This is a genomic window from Allotamlana fucoidanivorans (assembly GCF_006265225.1).
Classification (GTDB): Bacteria; Bacteroidota; Bacteroidia; order Flavobacteriales; family Flavobacteriaceae; genus Allotamlana; species Allotamlana fucoidanivorans.
In genome coordinates this window covers 47652-67019 of record NZ_VDCS01000015.1, presented here as the reverse complement: position 1 = coordinate 67019, position 19368 = coordinate 47652, and the positions used below count along the sequence as shown (strand labels likewise).

The following is a 19368-nucleotide window of genomic DNA, read 5'->3' as shown; positions in this document are numbered from 1 at the left end:
TGAGTAAGTAAAGAATGGATATCCACTCTTTACTTACTTCTGATATTTAGGAACTCTAAAGAGTAAAATTATTCCAATAAGAAAAAAAACAAATAAAAATAGCACCGCATTTCTCATACTACTAAAATGGTCTACCAGAGCAAAAATGGTCATCCCTATAACAATACCAATTTTTTCAGCAACATCATAAAAACTGAAATAAGACGTAGAATCTTCTGTTTCTGGCAAAAATTTTGAATAAGTTGACCGGGCTAAAGATTGTATACCGCCCATGACCAAGCCTACCAAGGTTGCCGTAGCATAAAATTGTACTGGAGTATGTAAAAAATAGGCCATCACGCACAAAAACAACCAAATTACGTTTATAGCTATTAATGTTTTTATATTTCCAAATTTAGCAGATGATTTTGAGGTTAAAACAGCGCCTACTATGGCCACCAATTGAATAACTAAAATACTAACAATAAGTCCCATTGTTTTTTCTCCAGCACTGCCCCAAGCTATTTCCTTCTCTCCAAAATAAACAGCCATAAGCATAATAGTTTGAACCGCCATGCTGAAAACAAAAAAAGCATACAAATACCGTTTTAATCTTAAATTCTGTTTTAATTGTGCCCAAACTTGATTCAACTCTTGGAATCCTTTTAAAACCACATCTTTGGTTACCTTATGTCCAGCAGAAACCCCTTTAGGCAATACATAAAAGGTATATTGGCTAAACAGAATCCACCATACCCCAACGGTAACAAAAGAGATTTTCATGGCTTTAATAGAAGCGAGATCTTTTTCTGCTTCGGTTGTTCCTATATCAAATCCAAACCAATCGGGTTTCATAACCATGGCTAAGTTTAATATCAACAGCAGAACGCTTCCTATATACCCCAATGAAAACCCTTTGGCGCTTATAGCATCTTGTTGGTCTTCAAAAGCTATATCGGGCAAATACGAATTATAAAAAACCAAACTCCCCCAATACCCTATTAAGCCCATGAAGTAAAATAGCACACTTAGGTGAATAAAATCTAAATTAAACCAATATAAACCAATACAACCAAAACCTCCAACATAACAGAAAAACTTCATAAACCCTTTTTTGTTACCTATGTAATCTGCAATACCAGATAAAATTGGTGATAAAAAAGCAACCACCAAAAACGTAAAAGCTGTAATTATTTCAATTAAAACCGTTTGCTTCATGTTAAAGCCAAAGGCAGAAACCAACTCGTCTTTAGAATTAAATAACGTAGCATAAAAGATTGGGAATATTGAGGAGGCAATAGTAAGGGTATATACCGAATTAGCCCAATCATAAAATGCCCATGCATTTAGAAGCTTTTTACTTCCTTTTTCAAGTTTTTCCATAAAAAAACGACCCTTTTTTGAGTCGCTCTAAAATAGTCAAATATTTTTTCTATTTAAAATAAGTTTCTAATCTCTGAATTCAGTCACCCCAAATTTTTTCGCTTCTGCAATTGCTGTTGGTGCTAAAGCCGTTAAATTGGCTATGCGAGAATCGTTAGATGGGTGTGTACTTAATATCTCTGGTGGTGCTTGTCCGCTTCCTGCATTGGCTTTCATACGCTTCCATAACTCAGCCGCTTCATTCGGGTTATATCCAGCAATAGCCATAAGATACAATCCTATTTTATCTGCTTCAGTCTCATGGTTTCTACTAAAAGGCAACATAACACCTACTTGAGACCCTACACCATAATACTGATTGAATGCGTTCCTAGCACTTTCATCTTGTAGAGCAATATTTCCGGCAACGGCCCCTAATTGCTGTAACATACCAGCACTCATACGTTGCTGACCATGATTTGCTAAGGCGTGAGCCACTTCATGTCCCATAATGGCGGCAACCCCTGCCTCACTTTTTGCTATGGGTAAAATACCAGTATAGAATACAATTTTTCCGCCGGGCATGCACCAAGCATTTACGGTTTCATCGTCCACTAAATTGTACTCCCATTTGTAATCCTTTAAATAGCCGTGATATCCATTAGCACTGAGCCACTTTTCTGATGCCGATGCAATACGCTCACCTACTCGTTTAATCATTTTAGCATCAGACGTTCCTGTTATCACTTTATTTTCTGTTAGAAACTGATTATATTGAGTAAAAGAAGTAGGGAATAACTGTGAATTAGGCACAAGAGCCATTGTTTTTTTTCCCGTAAAGGGATTTGTTGAACATGAAAAAACAAAGGCCGCAATTCCTAAACCTATAAACAAATGTTTGATTTTCATCTTTTTTATTTTTCTTTTTTTAGTTATCAATCTAAAGTTACAAAAATTGTTCCTTTTCTTAAATAGGACTATTACATCCAATTTTTATCACTATACTCAAAATTAAAAAATATTTTAAGCCTAGTTGAAATAAAACCAAATTATTTAGAATTACTGATTGTTAAATACCCTTCAACTGAATACCAATACGCTGCCCTGCAAGTATTATATTCACTTTAATCATAGCATATAATATGCCGAACCATAACACTACTTTAATGAAAGGTATTTAAATTTATTTTTACTATAAAAAAAAAGGAAGCTGAAATCAGCTTCCTTATAATGTATTTTAGTGTATGTGGGCACTATTTTTTTATGATTCTTTTGGTAACGCTAGCATGATTAGTAAATATTTTTAAAAAATAAACACCATTTTCTAAAGTACTTAAATCAGTTGATGTACCAACTTGAGAGCCAAGAACGTTATAAACTTCTATATGATCAATATTGAATTGCGTTTTTTCAATATGCACCAAACCAGTTGTTGGATTGGGAAAAACGCGAGCTTGCTTTAAAGCCATTAACTCTGGCGTACTTAGCGTATTTGCTGTATAAGTAATTGTTTGACTAATGTCCGCCGCACCTGAAGCTTGGGTATACCAAATAACATCACCTCCATCAGGCTTAACTGGAGAAGGCGGCCAATACGCCCAATTAACATTTCCTGTACCATTACCATCTCCATCAGTCATAATAGTTACTACGGCACCTGCAACTTGATTCGAACTTTCATCTGGGTTACTTGCATCTCTAAGTTGATTATATACTTTTATTTCCGTATTAGGAGCTAGCCCAGTTAAGGTAACTGTTAAAGGTGAAGGATTGGATGTTTCCCCTGTTGGCTTATTGTTCTCGTCAAGCCCAGTAAACTCTAATGCTGTAACCATTGATTGTGTCACTGTCTGGCCGTAAAAAAAGGTTGTAAATAAAACGGCCAATAGGCCAAAAGTAATTTTTTTCATAATGTGCTAATTTAAATTGATTGCTTTCTGTGATCAAAATTCGTTTTTATTTGACATTTTTGAGATAACAAATGTCTTAAATAAGGATAAAATTGTGTTTTAGGATAATTCTAAGCGGCAATCTAATAAGCTTCATGCTTAATTATGTGTTTTTTAAATGTAAATAACATTAAACGAAAAAAAAGATTTACTACCATTTAAAGTTCTAAAGTTCTCAGTATTTACAAATTACTTTTTAGCCTATGTTATTTTAATGATATTTGTTCGACTTATAATTAGATGAATAATTATTATGTTGTACAAATCAATTCTTGTTTTTATCGTTGCACTTTTAACAAGTTATAATTCATGCGCTCAAAAAGTTTCTAAAACCGAACCTCAAACCTTGAAAGTTTTAAAAACAGAAGATGAATGGCGGAAACAATTATCAGACAAGGCGTTTTATGTTTTAAGACAAGGTGGCACGGAACGCGCTTTTAGTAGTTCTTTAAATAAAAATTACGCAGCTGGTATTTATGTATGTAAAGGTTGTAAAACACCATTATTTAAAAGTGAACACAAATTTAATTCTGGCACAGGTTGGCCCAGTTTTGACCGTGCTATTGAAGGTAACATTGCATACGCAAAAAATGGCAGTGCTCATTATGGTTATGAAGAACATTGTGCCGTTTGTGGTGGTCATTTAGGTCATATTTTTAATGACGGGCCACATGAAACCACGGGTAAAAGACATTGTATTAATGGTGTAGCCTTAGAATTTATTCCAAAAAATTAAGATTTTCGTTTAAATGGTCTAATAATGAGTCGTGCTTCCCTGTCAAAACGAATATAATTATATACCCAATTTACAAAAACCACCATGCGATTTCTAAAACCAATTAAGAAAAAAAGATGTACAAACATCCACACATACCAAGCAAATATCCCTTGAAACTTAAACCGCTTTAAATCTACTACAGCTTTATTTCTTCCTATGGTTGCCATAGCCCCCTTATCTTTATAGGTAAACGGTTTCATGGGCTTTCCTTCAATAATACGTAATAGATTATTCCCTAATTGTTCTCCCTGTTGAATAGCGGGCTGTGCCATCATAGGAAATCCATTAGGTCTATCGGCCGTAACCATAGCAGCCACATCTCCAATAGCAAACACATGATTAAAACCTTTTACTTGATTAAATTCATTAACCAACAACCTATTCCCTCTGGTAACAAGGGCTTCTCCATCCACCCCCTTTATGATGCTACCCTTTACACCTGCCGCCCAAATCAAGGTAGCCGTTTCAAAGGTTAAATCTGAATTTGTTGTTACCATGTTACCATCATAATTAGTAACTCTAATATTTTTCCAAATATTAACTCCCAATTTTTCTAAAAATTCTTCAGCCTTTTCTGACGCCTTACTACTCATTCCTTTAAGTATGCAATCTCCAGCTTGAATAATATGAATTTGCGCCATTCGGGTGTCTAAATCAGGATAATCTTTAGGTAAAATTCCTTTCTTAATTTCAGCCAAGGCACCTGCCAATTCCACTCCAGTTGGTCCTCCACCAACAATGACAAAATTCATTAAAGCATTTCGTTCATTTAAATCTGAAGTTAACAGGGCCTCCTCAAAGTTTTCTAATATCAAACTTCTTAAATTTAAAGATTGAGGTATGGTTTTCATAGCCATACTATACTTTTCAATTTCAGAATGCCCAAAGTAATTGGTTTGAGACCCCGAAGCTACCACTAGATAATCAAACTTTAAGTTTCCTATATCCGTTTTTAGTTTGTTCTTTTGTGTATTTATTTCTTGTACATGCGCCAGCCTGAAATAAAAATTAGGAAAATCCTTTAGTATCTTTCTAATGGGATAGGCAATAGAATCTGGCTCTAAACCACCAGTAGAAACCTGATATAAAAGGGGCTGAAATGTATGATAATTATGTTTATCTAAAAGGACAACCTGTACTTCCTGTTTTGATAATTTTTTTGCTAGTGCTATTCCAGCAAACCCCCCACCAATTATTACAACTCTGGGATAACTTGTACGTGGTATGTTCATAAAATATAACTTACCTTACAAAGGTAAGATTTAAGTTATAAATTTAAGGGCTTCTAAATTCTTTATTAAAAATCGATTTTGTAAATTCGTAGCCTAAAATTTAACAGATGAGTAAATACGATATTATAGTTCTTGGAAGTGGTCCTGGTGGTTATGTAACTGCCATTAGAGCATCACAATTAGGTTTTAAAACAGCGATTGTTGAAAAAGAAAACTTAGGAGGTGTATGTTTAAACTGGGGCTGTATTCCTACCAAAGCCTTATTAAAATCTGCTCAAGTTTTTGAATACCTTAAACATGCCGAAGATTATGGCCTAAGTGTAAAAGATGCTGAACATGATTTTGAGGCTGTTGTAAAAAGAAGTCGTGGTGTAGCTGATGGAATGAGTAAAGGCGTTCAATTTTTAATGAAAAAAAATAAAATTGATGTTATTAATGGTTATGGAAAATTAAAACCAGGAAAGAAAGTTGATGTTGATGGCACTGAATATAGTGCAGATAATATCATTATTGCCACTGGAGCCAGATCTCGTGAATTACCAAGCTTACCTCAAGATGGAAAAAAAGTTATTGGTTATAGAGAAGCTATGAGCTTGCCTAAACAACCTAAAAAAATGATTGTTGTAGGCTCTGGGGCTATTGGTGTTGAATTTGCCTATTTCTACAATTCAATGGGTACAGAAGTAACCGTTGTTGAATATTTACCAAATATTGTACCTGTTGAAGATGAAGATGTATCTAAACAGTTAGAGCGTTCATTTAAAAAAAATGGCGTAAAGATTATGACTTCAGCTGAAGTTACTTCGGTTGACACTTCAGGAGAAGGGGTTAAAGCAACAGTGAAAACTAAAAAAGGGGAAGAAATTTTGGAGGCTGACGTCATTTTAAGTGCTGTTGGTATAAAAACCAACATTGAAAATATTGGTCTTGAGGAAGTTGGTATTGTGGTTGACCGAGATAAAATACTAGTTAATGATTTTTATCAAACAAATATACCTGGATATTTTGCCATTGGTGATGTAACTCCAGGACAAGCTTTAGCGCACGTAGCTTCTGCAGAAGGTATTTTATGTGTGGAAAAATTAGCAGGACATCATGTTGAGGCATTAGATTATGGAAATATTCCTGGGTGTACCTACTGTTCTCCAGAAATTGCTTCGGTAGGTTTAACCGAAAAACAAGCCAAAGAAAAAGGTTTAGATATTAAAATTGGAAAATTCCCATTTTCGGCTTCAGGAAAAGCGAGTGCTGGCGGAAATAAGGAAGGGTTTGTAAAAGTGATTTTTGATGCCAAATATGGCGAATGGTTAGGATGTCATATGATTGGAGCTGGTGTAACTGATATGGTTGCTGAAGCTGTGGTGGCAAGAAAATTAGAAACTACAGGTCATGAAATTTTAAAGGCCGTTCATCCACACCCTACCATGAGTGAAGCAGTTATGGAAGCAGTTGCAGATGCTTATGATGAGTGTATTCATATTTAAAATTAGATAGAGTTATATTATTTATAAAAAAAGTTCCAGTTAGCGCTGGAACTTTTTTTATAATTATATATGATGTTTTTTAAAATAGTTGACACCCTCCTTTTACAAAAAGCTTTGAATAGCAAGCTCATAACTCTGTAAACCAAAACCTAAAATTACACCTTTAGCATTTGGCGAAATATAAGATTGATGTCTAAATTCTTCTCTACCAAATGTATTAGAAATATGTACTTCAACTACTGGAGTTTCAATACCTTTTATTGCATCACCAATCCCAATACTGGTGTGCGTATAAGCACCTGCATTTAAAATCACCCCGTCATAGCTAAAACCAACCGCATGTAACTTATTTATTATCTCACCTTCAATATTTGATTGATAATAGTCCATTTGAATGCTGGAATACTTCTCTTTAATTTCTTCAAAAAATTCGGTAAAAGTCAAACTACCATAAATATTAGGCTCACGTTTACCTAAAAGGTTTAAATTTGGTCCGTTTATTATCATTAACTTTTTCATCCTGTAAATATATTTAAATTTTAGGCATAAAGAAACCGAAGTTAAAACTTCGGTTGCTTTCTACATACGGTTTTCTTATTTTAAGGTTGAAAAATAACACCTACGTTAAAGGCTGATGTGGTATTAAAAACATTAAAATCAGTATCTAGCAACGAAATAAATCCGCTATAACCTTGATACTGTATATACATTTGCGTGCTATCTGCAACGTCAAATTTATAACCTATTCCTAATCCTAAACCAGCATCAAAGGAACTCTTTATTTGATCTTTAATATCAATTTCTCCTCCCGGTAAATCGGCTTTTGCACTTAACAGTACACCAAAAGTTGGTCCGAAGTTTAAAAACCAATTTCTATTCGATCCAAAATGCCAATTCATATGCAGAGGAATAGCCAAGTAATTCAGTTTATCTATATAATCCTCTCCAGAAAAAGTCACCTTAGTTCCCTTTGAATCATAGAGTAAACCAAAACGTAAGCTCCAACGATCATTAAAATAATATTCTCCTATAGCTCCAATATTAAATGCAGTTCTTATCTTATTATTAAGGTTCTCTGAACTTGTATAGTTTGATAAATTTAAACCAATTTGCGGAGCCAATGTAAAGTCTCCAGAATCTGATTGTGCATGCAAAGTACATCCGCCGAGTACTAAAATTGCAATAAAAATTACTTTTTTCATAAATTGTTTAGTTAGTTTGTTATATTACATAAACATAGTGTTAAATTAATACATAACCTACAAAATATTTTAAAAGTTTATACTACTAAAATATACGCTTATCTACAATCCAAAATAGAAATTATTATTCGCAAACTTAGAATGCAAAATAATTAATTCAATTCATCTTTGTTTTGAATTTGATATTCCTCAATATGGACTTAGTTATAATTAATTTTAATTATCATGCGTTTTTATGTGTATTTTTATCAGCATGAAATGGAATCAAGCACTGAACGATTATAAACTTTATTTAAAAATTGAACGTGGACTATCTCAAAATTCTATAGACAATTACGCGCTTGATGTGCAAAAGCTCATGTCGTTTCTTGAAGAAAATAATATTAGTGTATCACCAGTATCAATTTCATCAGAAACCGTTAAGCATTTTATTTATGAAAGTGCAAAAACTATAAACCCAAGATCACAATCTAGATTAATATCGGGCTTAAAAAGCTTTTTCAATTATCTCATTTTTGAAAATTATATGGAGTATAACCCTTTAGAGTTGGTAGAATCTCCAAAAATAGGCAGAAAGTTACCTGATACGCTTTCCGAAGACGAAATAGATCTTCTTATAAATGCTATAGATTTAGGCGCGCCAGAAGGTGAAAGAAATCGGGCCATGTTAGAAACACTTTATGGTTGTGGATTAAGAGTTAGTGAACTGATTAACTTAAGGATTTCAGATTTATTCTTTGAGGAAGGATTTATTAAAGTAACAGGAAAAGGAGACAAACAACGCTTTGTTCCCATAGTTGGAATTACCCAAAAATATATCAATATTTATAGAACCCAAGTTAGAAACCATATTATAATTAAACCTGGTTTTGAAGATACTTTATTTTTGAATCGTAGAGGTAAACAACTTACCCGAGCCATGATTTTTACTATTATAAAACGTTTAACAGAGCAAGTAGGACTCAAAAAGAAGGTGTCGCCCCACACGTTTAGGCATTCATTTGCAACACATTTACTTCAAAACAATGCAGATTTAAGATCTATTCAGCTCATGCTAGGTCATGAAAGTATCACTACAACGGAAATTTATGTGCATTTAGATAAAAGCCACCTCACTAAAGTGATGGAAAAGTTCCATCCTAGAAAATAATTCAGTAAATTGCACTACGTTATTTGTACGAAATAAACTATTAAATCCTACTTGTGTAAGTTATGATTTCATTGTCTGCATTATTTAGAGGCTATCATTCTAAGAAACCTACCCCAAATAATTTGAAATGGCGCTTTGCTGTAAAAAATTCTAAGATTGGTGTTTGGGATTTGGACACGAAAACAAACAAAGTTTTTTATTCAACTGAATCAAAAAAAATTTTAGGATTTAAAGATCATGAGATGAAAAACACCATTGAAGAATGGAATAAAAGAGTTCATCCTGACGATAGAGAAAAATATTTTGCTGATTTTAATGAACACCTATCTGGAAAGGTTCCTGTTTATAATAATGAGCATAGAATTTTATGCAAAAATGGAGAATACAAATGGATTCTAGATAGCGGTAAAATAATTAGTAAAGATAAAAATGGTAAACCTACCAGAATTATCGGTACTCATATTGATATTACACAACGTAAAAAAAATGAAGACTTATTAAAGGAAAATAATGAAACTATAATCAGTCAAAATAAAAGACTTTATAATTTTACACATATTGTTTCACACAACCTCAAAACCCATATAGGAAATTTAAAAAACGTTTTAGAATTCTACGAAGAAACTGAAAACAAAGAGGAGAAAGAGCAATTTTTTCAATATTTGAAGACAATATCTAACTCCCTAACCACAACCATTACAGATTTAAATGAAATTATTTCTGTAAAGTCTGAACCCGTAAATGTTAACGAAAAAATTCATCTTCACACAGTCGTATCTACCGTTTTACATAATCTAGAAATCGACATTACAAATAAGAATGCCTCTATTATTAACAGTGTAGATTTCAATATTTACATTAATGGTAGTGAATCTTATTTAGAAAGTATTTTTCATAACCTCATTTCAAATGCATTAAAATACAGTCACCCGAAACGAAGCCCAGAAATCAATATAAAAACGAATAAAACAGATAATGGCTATGAAATTCGCGTTTCTGATAATGGTATAGGTATTAATATTGAAAAATATAAAGGACGTATTTTTGAAATGTATCAAACCTTTCATGAAAGCAAACGTGACGATTCAAAAGGGATTGGTCTTTATTTAACAAAAATGCAGGTTGAAGATTTAGGTGGTAAAATATCTATAGATAGTATTCTAAACGAAGCAACCACTTTTAAAATACATTTTCCAAAAGAAAAAACGTTCCTTTCAAAGGACTAAAATCATCTTTCTTTTTAAGAGTTTAAATTAATTTTAAAACTAGTCAAAAAAAATATCGAGCGTATTACCCCTCGATATTTAAACTTTGCATACTTCTTTCTTAATTAGAAAGAATCTATTTAGCTATATTAACGGCTCTGGTTTCTCTAATTACCGTAACTTTTACCTGCCCAGGATAAGTCATATCTGTTTGTACTTTTTGAGAAATGTTAAATGATAAATCAGCTGCTTTTTGATCATCAACTTTTTCACTTTCAACAATAACCCTCAACTCTCTTCCTGCCTGAATAGCATAAGCTTTCTTTACACCAGTAAAACCAAATGCAATATCTTCTAAGTCTTTTAATCTTTGAATATAGCTATCTAGCACCTGTCTACGCGCTCCTGGTCTTGCTCCTGAAATAGCATCGCAAACCTGAATAATTGGAGCTAATAATGACTTCATCTCTATTTCATCATGATGCGCTCCAATAGCATTACACACTTCTTCTTTTTCGTTATACTTTTCTGCCCATTGCATCCCTAAAATAGCGTGCGGTGTTTCCATATCGGCCTCAGCATCTGGCACCTTTCCTATATCATGTAAAAGTCCTGCGCGTTTTGCTAGCTTCGGATTTAAACCTAATTCGGCAGCCATCACACCACATAGTTTTGCTACTTCTCGTGAATGCTGTAATAAATTTTGTCCGTATGACGAGCGATACTTCATTCGTCCTACCATTTTTATTAACTCTGGGTGCAAATTGTGTATACCTAGATCTATAACCGTACGCTTTCCTACCTCAATAATTTCTTGCTCAATTTGCTTCTTTGTTTTCTTCACCACTTCTTCAATACGAGCTGGATGAATTCTACCATCAGTTACCAATTTATGTAATGATAGTCGAGCAATCTCTCTTCTTACCGCATCAAAACAAGACAGTATAATAGCCTCAGGGGTATCATCAACTATAATCTCTACGCCAGTAGCCGACTCTATTGCCCTGATATTTCTACCTTCTCTACCAATAATTCTACCTTTTACGTCATCAGATTCAATATTAAACACAGAAACACAGTTATCAACAGCCTCTTCCGTACCAATGCGTTGAATGGTATTTATTATGATTTTCTTAGCATCTTGTTCAGCTGTTAATTTGGCTTCCTCAAGTGCATTTTGAATATAAGCCATCGCATCATTTTTAGCTTCACCCTTTAAAGATTCTACTAATTGCTCTTTGGCTTCTTCTGCAGATAAACTAGATATCACTTCAAGTTGCTGAACTTGACTCTTATGCAACTTATCTAATTCCTCCTGTTTCTTGTCTAAAACGTCAAGTCTATGATTATAATCTTTAATTTTAGACTCTAAATTATCATTAAGCTTTTTGCCTTTAGAAAGCTCATTTGAAACCTGTGATTCCTTGTCACGAGTTCGTTTTTCAGCTTCAGCCATTTTCTTGTCTCTTGACAAAATGACTTTTTCATGTTCAGCTTTCAGTTCAATAAACTTTTCCTTAGCTTGAAGAATCTTATCTTTCTTAATACTTTCACCTTCGCTTTTAGCTTCTTTAAGTATTAAAGCTGCATTCTTTTTTGCTTCTTTTATTAGTTTTGAAGCATTCTTTTTTTCTAGTGTTTTTGCTATTATAAAACCCATTACAAGTCCTAATATAACACCCCCTACTGCAAATATAATTGAGTTATCCATCTATCTTAGTTAAATTTCATATATAAAAAAAGCCTACACCAGTATAAAGTTTTGTATAAACTCCTTAAAAACAAGTTTAGGGCTAACAAGCTGATCAAGGATCTGCAAATAAAACAGCATGCTTTTACAACTTAAACTCACCCTTTTTAAAGAATTAACGTTGAGTTTATCAAAAAAAATAACCAATGTAGGCAGTAACTTTTATTTATTTTTAAGAACGTTGAGAAACTAAAAATGAATCTAACAGCTCATTTAAGTTTTTAAGCTTTTCTTCAATATGACTATTCACATTTGTTTTATCTATTGACTGTTGCTCAACTTGAGACGCAAATTGTAAAGCACACATAGCCAAAACATCTTGTTTATCTCTTACTGAGTAACTTTGCTCAAATTGCTTAATCATCAATTCAATATTCTTGGCAGCTTTTCGCAGTCCTTCTTCTTGATGTGCATCAATAGTTAACGGATATACGCGATTAGCTATTGAGAGCTTTATTTTTAGCTTCTCTGCCATGAATATTAGTCCTTAATCAGAAAGTTGAGCAATGCAATGATCAATATCTCTAATTAATGCGTTTATTTTAAGCCTCGTTTCTCTTTTATTATCGTCACTACCAAGCATTGAATTTGCCATTTTTAAAGCTTTGTATTTTTCTTCCCAATCAGAAATTTCTTGTTTTTGAGTTGAAATTTTTGCCTTTGAAATCTCTAATTCCTTATTCAATTTTAAATTAGCTTGTTTTAAAAGCTCTAACTTGTGTAATACTTTGCTAATCTTGTTTTCTAAAGAATCTACAATATCTTCAATATTACCCATTTACAAAATTCAATACTTATCACACAAAGTTAACATACCTAACCTTATTTTACAATTGTTTTTTCATAAATTTTAAAACCGTGCGTTACTATATGAAATTATGAAATAAGGCAAGACCTTAGTTTGATTTTTGCTTTATACTTTGCTTTTTCTTATCTAATTGATATTTTAGCCTAATATATTTTTATATGCGTTTTATACTGTCCCTATTTCTAGTTCTACCTTTTTTAGGTAAGGCTCAAAACCTATATCCTCAAGATTATTTTCGTAGTCCGCTTGACATCCCATTGATTCTTGCTGGAACCTTCGCCGAGTTACGATCTAATCATTTTCATTCAGGTATAGACATTAAAACACAACAACGTAGCGGACTTAACGTATTGGCTTCTGCAGATGGATACGTGAGTAGAATAAAAATTTCGCATTTTGGTTATGGCAAAGCGTTATACCTTACGCACCCTAATGGATACACCACAGTGTATGCGCACTTACAAAAATTTTCACCAGAGATAGAACAGTATATTAAACAGATTCAATACCAAAAAGAATCGTATGAAGTTGAAGTTTTTCCAAGTGCTGAAAAACTACCCGTTACAAAAGGGCAACTTATAGCCTATAGTGGAAATACTGGTGGATCTGGTGGTCCACATCTTCATTATGAAATTAGAGACAAACAGGAGCGCCCCATGAACCCAATGCTTTTTGGGATTAATATAAAAGATACCACCACCCCACTTGTAAAATCGGTTTACGCCTACCCTATTGGCGACCATTCCTTTGTTAATAAATCCAATAAAAAATATCGATTACAACTAAAACCTGTTGCTAGCGGTGACTACTACGCTGAAACCATTGACGCCATTGGCACTTTAGGTTTTGGTATTGAAACTATTGACAGACAAGACTTAGCAGCTAACTCAAACGGTGTTTACAATATTCAAACATTTATTAATGGTAGCAAAAATTTTGAATTAGATTTTAAGAAATTTGGATTTGATGAAACCAAACACATCAATCAGCTCATTGACTATGAGCACTATACAAAAGAAAAAAAGCGTATACAAAAATTATATAAACAAAATATCCCTCTTAGTATTATAAAAGAGCCACTAAATGATGGCTATATCCATATAGAAGATAGCACCAATGCCGTTTACAAAATAAAAGTGGCCGATTTTAACAATAATGCATCCTGGGTTACGGTACATATCAATGGAAAGTATGATAGCGCGGCTGTAGCGGGTTCTAAGAAAACAACGCCTTATTTTGTAAAAGCCAATCAACACACCCATTTAAAAACTGGTCGTATTTCGGTTGATTTTTATAAAGATACGTTTTATGAAGATTTCTATATTGATTTTCAAGTCAACCAAGATACAGTGATATTGCATGAAGATGTTATGGCGGCTAAGAAAAACTTTTCAATTCATTTTGACGTAAGCCATTATAACAATGATGATATTAACAAACTCTACATTGCCAGACTGGTAGGTTATAAAAAAACACCTTATTACACGTATACAAAACGTAAAAATAATACACTGACTGCCAGGACAAAAACACTAGGAACATATACCATTACTTCAGATTACAACAAACCTATCATTACACCTATAAACTTTAAAAATGGGCAATGGTTAAGTAAGTATCGCTATTTAAAAATAACTATTGATGACAAAGAATCGGGGATTTCAAATTACAGAGCCACGCTTAATGGTAAATGGATTTTAATGGAGTACGATTATAAAACCAAAACACTAACGCACGATTTCAACGATAATGTACTTACTGAAACTAAGAATAATTTAAAAGTAATTGTTACTGATAATGTTGGAAATAGTTCTACTTTTGAATCTGTATTTTACAGAAAATAAATAACCACAAGTTGAAAGCTAAGATTGCATTAACCATACTAACCGTTTTTACTTTTATTCACTTAGGTATTTCTCAAACAGCAACCTTAAGGGGTGTTATACTAAATGAGAACAATGAACCTGTTGAAAAGGTTAATGTAAAATCAAATTCAGGAGGCACTCAAAGTGATACTAATGGCTTTTACAGTTTATCAATCCCAGCCAATCAAGACATTAATATTACGTTTTCTCATATCAACTATGAAAAAATAACAGGTACTTTTAATCTCAAAAATGGAGAGATTTTAGAATTTAACCCTGTGATGAATTCTTCCGTTGAGCAAATTGCAACAGTCATTATAATGGGAGACCGAAAAAAAGAAGTTGAAGGCATTATTACCCTAAAACCTGAAACCATTAGAAAAATACCTGGAGCTAATGCGGGTGTAGAAAACTTACTACTCACATTACCAGGCGTAAGTAATAATAATGAATTAAGCACTCAATATTCTGTTAGAGGCGGAAACTATGATGAAAATTTAGTCTATGTTAATGATGTAGAAGTGTATCGTCCTTTTTTAATTCGCTCTGGTCAACAAGAAGGCTTAAGTTTTGTGAACACCAACTTGGTACAAAATGTTGATTTTTCGGCTGGTGGATTTCAGGCCAAATATGGCGATAAATTATCCTCTGTTTTAGATATTACCTATAAAGACCCGTATCAATTTGAAGTTAATGCCGATGTAAGCTTATTAGGCGCCAGCCTTTCTATTGAAAACATTAGTAAGGATTCCAAATTCACTTCTATTGTTGGAGGTCGTTATCGAGACAATAGTCTTTTAGTTAATGCTAAGGAAACAGAGACTAACTTTAAACCTGTGTTTGGTGATATTCAAGGGTATTTCACCTATCGTTTTACAAATAAATTCCATTTGAGTTTCCTTGGAAACGCCTCTATAAACAAATACAGTTACGCCCCTAAAACCCGTCAAACAAACTTTGGAACTTTATCAGATCCCGTGGCCTTACTGGTATTTTATGAGGGGCAAGAAAAGGATCAATATCAAACCCTATTTGGTGCATTAAAGGGCTCTTATTTTGTTCATGATAATTTAGCGCTTCATGTAATCACATCTACCTATAACACCCAAGAGGAGGAGTATTTTGATATCTTGGCACAATACCGACTTGGCGAAGTAAACGGCAATATTGGTGATGAAAATTTGGGGGAAGTAGAATTTAGCGAAGGCATTGGTAGTCAATTAACACATGGCAGAAACGATTTAGATGCGTTAATTACCAACATAGAACACAAAGGCGATTTAAAAATTGATAACAACAGAATCGAGTGGTCTGTAAAGTATACCCATGAAGATATTCGTGATCGGTTAGTAGAATGGGAAGTCATTGATTCTGCTGGGTTTTCCATAAGACCTCCGCATATACCAGCCAACGAACAACCTTACGAGCCCTACACGGCTCCTCTCGAACCTTTTCAAAATGTAAGAGCAACAAACCATACTCAAATTAATAGAATTCAAGCTTATGGGCAATGGAGCAAACGCAGTTATATAGGCTCTAGTAAAGTTTGGTATAATGCGGGACTTAGAATGCATAACTGGTCTGTTAAGGGTCAAAACATAAACACTAGTAATCAAACCGTGATTAGCCCAAGAGCGCAGTTTTCTATTAAACCCGAATGGAAAAAGGATATGCTTTTTAGAGCCGCTGTAGGACTCTATTATCAACCGCCATTTTACAGAGAACTTCGTGATGCTAATGGTGTAGTACAACCCAACGTTAAAGCTCAAAAATCTGTTCACTTTGTATTGGGCAATGATTATAGCTTTAAAATGTGGAACAGACCTTTTAAGTTAACTTCTGAGATTTACTACAAACACCTTAGTGATGTAAACACATATACGCTTGAAAATGTAAGAATTAGATATCGCGCTAATAATGATGCAAAAGCGTATGCCTATGGATTAGATATGAGACTGAATGGGGAGTTTGTACCTGGTACCGAGTCTTGGTTCAGTTTTGGTTATTTAAAAACCGAAGAGAACTTAAACGATAGAGGCTTTATAGCGAGGCCAACCGACCAACGTTTAAAATTTGCAGCACTATTTCAAGATTACGTGCCAAGTACCCCAAATTTAAAAATGTATATTAATCTAGTATATAACACAGGATTACCAGGTGGTTCTCCTAGCTATGCAGATCCCTATCAATATCAAGTTAGATTACCTGATTACAAAAGAGCCGATCTAGGCTTGCAATATGTTTTTGTTGATACTGAAAAGCAGTTTGAAAAAGGGTGGAAAAAACCTTTTAAAGCCCTTTCTATTGGGCTTGAGATATTCAATATTTTTGATGTTCAAAACTCCATCACCAATACTTGGGTAAGAGATGTTAATAGTAAAAGGCAAATTGCCATACCTAACTATCTAACTCCTCGTGTTTTTAATGTTAGGGCTACTATGAAACTATAAACTTAGGTAATTCAAAATTCAATAATTTAACCTTTAGCACGGTTGAAATCTGAACAAAATTTCACAATAATATTATCTTGCCTTATGTGTTCTTGTAATAACGTATCTTATGTCATAGATTTCTGCGGCATAATCTGAAACAATTTTAACCGTTCCTCCGTTTGCTTCCCAAGTATCTAACGTATAAGCATTAAAAGAACTCACATAATAATGCTCAACATTTAATCCTTTTGACGTTATAAAATCCCTTTTATACAATTCACCAATACTTCCTCCAATGTCTATGGCTACTGTTATTTTAGTGGTTTGATTAACAATTGGTTTTATTTTAAACTCAATCATTACGTTTATACCATCTCCATTTCTACCTGTAATTGTAGAAGTCATTATATCATAAAAAGAGGTTACATCAATTGGTTTTTGAGTATCTCTTATTGTCACAGCATTATTAGGCAAAGTTACCTTATTACCAGCGGTTAATGAAAAAGGACTTGCAGATGTATAAGTTCCATCAGTATAATCTGCCCATCCCGTATAATCATTTATAGAGTTTTCTGAAATGAGTTTTACCCAATTTGTTCCATCAAAAAAATAAAAGGCATCTTCATCTGTATCAAATACCAATAATCCTTGGGCAGGTGAAACAATTGCCACACGTTGAACCGAGGTCATTCTTGGCGTTAACAGACCTTGAGTTGTAGATTCTATTTCAAGAATTGATGAAACATCAGGTGATGTGGTTCCTATTCCTACTTGGGCGTGAATATCTACACAAATGCTGTACAATAGCACAGCTATTACATAATAGTAGTTTTTGAGAGTCATAGCAATTAATTAGTTTTTTGGGAAAACTTATGATGCGAAAATATAAAATATATGATACAATTTTAATTATAACGCAAAAAAATCGACCAATAACTATCAATTCGCCAATTTTAAGCTGAATATCACTCCTTTAATGCTTTAAGCATTGAAATCACGTAATCAATTTCTTCCTTAGTATTATAGATGCTAAACGAAAACCGAATGGAAGGTTTTAACAAGTCGGCTTCATTTAAAATCTCTGTAAGTACATGTGAGTTTTGGCTACTACCACTTTGGCAAGCACTGCCTTTTGAACAGGCTATACCTTTTAAATCAAGCTGAAACAATAGCATGCCAGACTTTTCAGCAGAAAAAGGCAAACAAACATTTACCAAAGTATAGGTGCTTTGCTCGATACTCTGAGATTGCCCGTTAAATTGTACACCAGGAATTTCTTTTGTAATGGTATTAATGAAATACGTTTTTAGCGACTTCACATAATTTGATTCGGCATCTAAATTGTCATACGCTAGCTTTATAGCTTCCTCTAAACCAACAATATTATGAATGCTTTCGGTTCCTGCTCGCATACCTCTTTCTTGCTCTCCGCCTATGATTAAAGGCGATAGGCCTGAGTCTTTCTTTATAAAAGCAAACCCGACACCTTTTGGGCCATGAAATTTATGCGCTGATGCTGCTAAAAAATCAACGTGTAATGCTTTTAAATCCATTTTATAATGCCCAACAGACTGTACGGCATCTGTGTGAAACAAGGCATTATTCGCATTACAAAGCACTCCAACACGTTTTAAATCTAAAATATTTCCTATTTCATTATTAACGTGCATTAAACTTACCAAAGCCTTCCCGTCTTTTTCTAATAAACGTTCTAGCTGATTAAAATCTATATCACCCTGTTCATTTAAGGTTACATAACTTACTTCAATTTTAAATTCCTTTTGAAGCGCTTCAACCGTATGTAAAACCGCATGGTGCTCAATTTTAGACGTGATAATATGAGATACTCCCAAATCTTTAACCGTACTTCTTAAAATCATATTGTCGGCCTCAGTACCTCCTGATGTAAAAATAATTTCACTTGCCGAAACATTAAAATAATGCGCTATGGTCTTTCTTGCTTTTTCTACCAAGACTTTTGCCTTTCTTCCAAACGCATGTGAAGATGACGGGTTTCCATAGCCTTCTTTCATCACATGTGCCATGGCATGAATAACTTCGTCACGCATTGGTGTGGTAGCCGAATTATCAAAATAGACTTGTTTCATTTAGGCTTTTATTCTAATATTTTAAGAAAATACACTATCAAATGGCAAAAATACTTGAAATAAA

17 protein-coding genes and 1 other RNA gene are annotated in these 19368 nt (G+C 33.6%); 6 read left to right on the top strand and 12 right to left on the bottom strand.

What is annotated here, in order from left to right:
* Positions 1 to 33: 33 nt before the first annotated feature.
* From FGF67_RS14885 to FGF67_RS14875, 3 genes are all read right to left on the bottom strand, one after another.
* Positions 34 to 1362, bottom strand: coding sequence for an MFS transporter (locus FGF67_RS14885; RefSeq protein ID WP_139698556.1), 1329 nt, complete (start codon positions 1360 to 1362; stop codon positions 34 to 36).
* Between the two features lie 66 nt (positions 1363 to 1428).
* Positions 1429 to 2250, bottom strand: coding sequence for a M48 family metallopeptidase (locus tag FGF67_RS14880; protein ID WP_139698555.1), 822 nt, complete (start codon positions 2248 to 2250; stop codon positions 1429 to 1431).
* A gap of 344 nt (positions 2251 to 2594) precedes the next feature.
* Complete coding sequence (locus FGF67_RS14875) at positions 2595 to 3251, bottom strand: T9SS type A sorting domain-containing protein (RefSeq protein ID WP_139698554.1); 657 nt, start codon at positions 3249 to 3251, stop codon at positions 2595 to 2597.
* A 295-nt stretch (positions 3252 to 3546) separates the two neighbouring features.
* On the opposite strand from FGF67_RS14875, the gene msrB reads away from it, so the two are divergent.
* Complete coding sequence (msrB, locus tag FGF67_RS14870; RefSeq protein ID WP_394344307.1) at positions 3547 to 4026, top strand: peptide-methionine (R)-S-oxide reductase MsrB; 480 nt, start codon at positions 3547 to 3549, stop codon at positions 4024 to 4026.
* On the opposite strand, the gene FGF67_RS14865 is transcribed toward msrB, so the two are convergent.
* Positions 4023 to 5300 (bottom strand): NAD(P)/FAD-dependent oxidoreductase, encoded by a 1278-nt coding sequence (locus FGF67_RS14865; protein WP_139698552.1) that lies wholly within the window; start codon positions 5298 to 5300, stop codon positions 4023 to 4025. The genes msrB and FGF67_RS14865 overlap by 4 nt on opposite strands.
* 107 nt (positions 5301 to 5407) lie before the next feature.
* On the opposite strand from FGF67_RS14865, the gene lpdA reads away from it, so the two are divergent.
* Complete coding sequence (gene lpdA / locus FGF67_RS14860) at positions 5408 to 6784, top strand: dihydrolipoyl dehydrogenase (RefSeq protein ID WP_139698551.1); 1377 nt, start codon at positions 5408 to 5410, stop codon at positions 6782 to 6784.
* A 102-nt stretch (positions 6785 to 6886) separates the two neighbouring features.
* On the opposite strand, the gene aroQ is transcribed toward lpdA, so the two are convergent.
* Positions 6887 to 7303 (bottom strand): type II 3-dehydroquinate dehydratase, encoded by a 417-nt coding sequence (aroQ, locus tag FGF67_RS14855; RefSeq protein WP_139698550.1) that lies wholly within the window; start codon positions 7301 to 7303, stop codon positions 6887 to 6889.
* Positions 7304 to 7383: 80 nt separating this feature from the next.
* Positions 7384 to 7986, bottom strand: a complete 603-nt coding sequence (locus FGF67_RS14850) for a porin family protein (RefSeq protein ID WP_139698549.1) — start codon at positions 7984 to 7986, stop codon at positions 7384 to 7386.
* Between the two features lie 253 nt (positions 7987 to 8239).
* Between FGF67_RS14850 and xerA the strand changes: the two genes are divergently transcribed.
* Together xerA and FGF67_RS14840 are read left to right on the top strand one after the other, a co-directional pair.
* The gene (gene xerA / locus FGF67_RS14845) at positions 8240 to 9136 is read left to right on the top strand and encodes a site-specific tyrosine recombinase/integron integrase (RefSeq protein WP_139698548.1); all 897 of its coding nucleotides are present in this window, start codon (positions 8240 to 8242) and stop codon (positions 9134 to 9136) included.
* A gap of 62 nt (positions 9137 to 9198) precedes the next feature.
* Positions 9199 to 10362, top strand: coding sequence for a PAS domain-containing sensor histidine kinase (locus FGF67_RS14840; RefSeq protein WP_139698547.1), 1164 nt, complete (start codon positions 9199 to 9201; stop codon positions 10360 to 10362).
* A gap of 115 nt (positions 10363 to 10477) precedes the next feature.
* On the opposite strand, the gene rny is transcribed toward FGF67_RS14840, so the two are convergent.
* The 4 genes from rny to FGF67_RS14820 all read right to left on the bottom strand — a co-directional run bounded on the left by rny (position 10478) and on the right by FGF67_RS14820 (position 12869).
* Positions 10478 to 12052, bottom strand: coding sequence for a ribonuclease Y (gene rny, locus FGF67_RS14835; protein WP_139698546.1), 1575 nt, complete (start codon positions 12050 to 12052; stop codon positions 10478 to 10480).
* A gap of 57 nt (positions 12053 to 12109) precedes the next feature.
* Positions 12110 to 12218, bottom strand: a non-coding RNA gene (ssrS, locus tag FGF67_RS14830) — 6S RNA.
* Between the two features lie 45 nt (positions 12219 to 12263).
* Positions 12264 to 12566 carry a cell division protein ZapA gene (locus FGF67_RS14825; protein ID WP_139698545.1) on the bottom strand — a complete coding sequence of 101 codons (303 nt, stop codon included), beginning with the start codon at positions 12564 to 12566 and terminating at the stop codon, positions 12264 to 12266.
* Between the two features lie 12 nt (positions 12567 to 12578).
* Positions 12579 to 12869 carry a hypothetical protein gene (locus tag FGF67_RS14820; protein ID WP_139698544.1) on the bottom strand — a complete coding sequence of 97 codons (291 nt, stop codon included), beginning with the start codon at positions 12867 to 12869 and terminating at the stop codon, positions 12579 to 12581.
* A 188-nt stretch (positions 12870 to 13057) separates the two neighbouring features.
* Between FGF67_RS14820 and FGF67_RS14815 the strand changes: the two genes are divergently transcribed.
* A complete protein-coding gene (locus FGF67_RS14815; RefSeq protein WP_139698543.1) occupies positions 13058 to 14743 on the top strand; it encodes a M23 family metallopeptidase in 1686 nt (561 codons plus the stop codon).
* Positions 14744 to 14754: 11 nt separating this feature from the next.
* The gene (locus FGF67_RS14810; protein ID WP_233244097.1) at positions 14755 to 17214 is read left to right on the top strand and encodes a TonB-dependent receptor; all 2460 of its coding nucleotides are present in this window, start codon (positions 14755 to 14757) and stop codon (positions 17212 to 17214) included.
* A 72-nt stretch (positions 17215 to 17286) separates the two neighbouring features.
* Here FGF67_RS14810 and FGF67_RS14805 read toward each other — a convergent pair whose 3' ends face one another.
* The gene (locus FGF67_RS14805) at positions 17287 to 18039 is read right to left on the bottom strand and encodes a hypothetical protein (protein ID WP_139698542.1); all 753 of its coding nucleotides are present in this window, start codon (positions 18037 to 18039) and stop codon (positions 17287 to 17289) included.
* Between the two features lie 122 nt (positions 18040 to 18161).
* Positions 18162 to 19304, bottom strand: coding sequence for a cysteine desulfurase family protein (locus FGF67_RS14800; protein ID WP_139698541.1), 1143 nt, complete (start codon positions 19302 to 19304; stop codon positions 18162 to 18164).
* Between the last annotated feature and the right edge of the window lie 64 nt (positions 19305 to 19368).

Coding starts and splice junctions, on each gene's coding strand:
- FGF67_RS14815 (WP_139698543.1), top strand. CDS start 13,058: ATGCGTTTTATACTGTCCCTATTTCTAGTTCTACCTTTTTTAGGTAAG.
- FGF67_RS14875 (WP_139698554.1), bottom strand. CDS start 3,251: ATGAAAAAAATTACTTTTGGCCTATTGGCCGTTTTATTTACAACCTTT.
- rny (WP_139698546.1), bottom strand. CDS start 12,052: ATGGATAACTCAATTATATTTGCAGTAGGGGGTGTTATATTAGGACTT.
- FGF67_RS14800 (WP_139698541.1), bottom strand. CDS start 19,304: ATGAAACAAGTCTATTTTGATAATTCGGCTACCACACCAATGCGTGAC.
- FGF67_RS14865 (WP_139698552.1), bottom strand. CDS start 5,300: ATGAACATACCACGTACAAGTTATCCCAGAGTTGTAATAATTGGTGGG.
- FGF67_RS14805 (WP_139698542.1), bottom strand. CDS start 18,039: ATGACTCTCAAAAACTACTATTATGTAATAGCTGTGCTATTGTACAGC.
- FGF67_RS14840 (WP_139698547.1), top strand. CDS start 9,199: ATGATTTCATTGTCTGCATTATTTAGAGGCTATCATTCTAAGAAACCT.
- FGF67_RS14880 (WP_139698555.1), bottom strand. CDS start 2,250: ATGAAAATCAAACATTTGTTTATAGGTTTAGGAATTGCGGCCTTTGTT.
- FGF67_RS14850 (WP_139698549.1), bottom strand. CDS start 7,986: ATGAAAAAAGTAATTTTTATTGCAATTTTAGTACTCGGCGGATGTACT.
- aroQ (WP_139698550.1), bottom strand. CDS start 7,303: ATGAAAAAGTTAATGATAATAAACGGACCAAATTTAAACCTTTTAGGT.
- FGF67_RS14820 (WP_139698544.1), bottom strand. CDS start 12,869: ATGGGTAATATTGAAGATATTGTAGATTCTTTAGAAAACAAGATTAGC.
- lpdA (WP_139698551.1), top strand. CDS start 5,408: ATGAGTAAATACGATATTATAGTTCTTGGAAGTGGTCCTGGTGGTTAT.
- xerA (WP_139698548.1), top strand. CDS start 8,240: ATGAAATGGAATCAAGCACTGAACGATTATAAACTTTATTTAAAAATT.
- FGF67_RS14885 (WP_139698556.1), bottom strand. CDS start 1,362: ATGGAAAAACTTGAAAAAGGAAGTAAAAAGCTTCTAAATGCATGGGCA.
- FGF67_RS14825 (WP_139698545.1), bottom strand. CDS start 12,566: ATGGCAGAGAAGCTAAAAATAAAGCTCTCAATAGCTAATCGCGTATAT.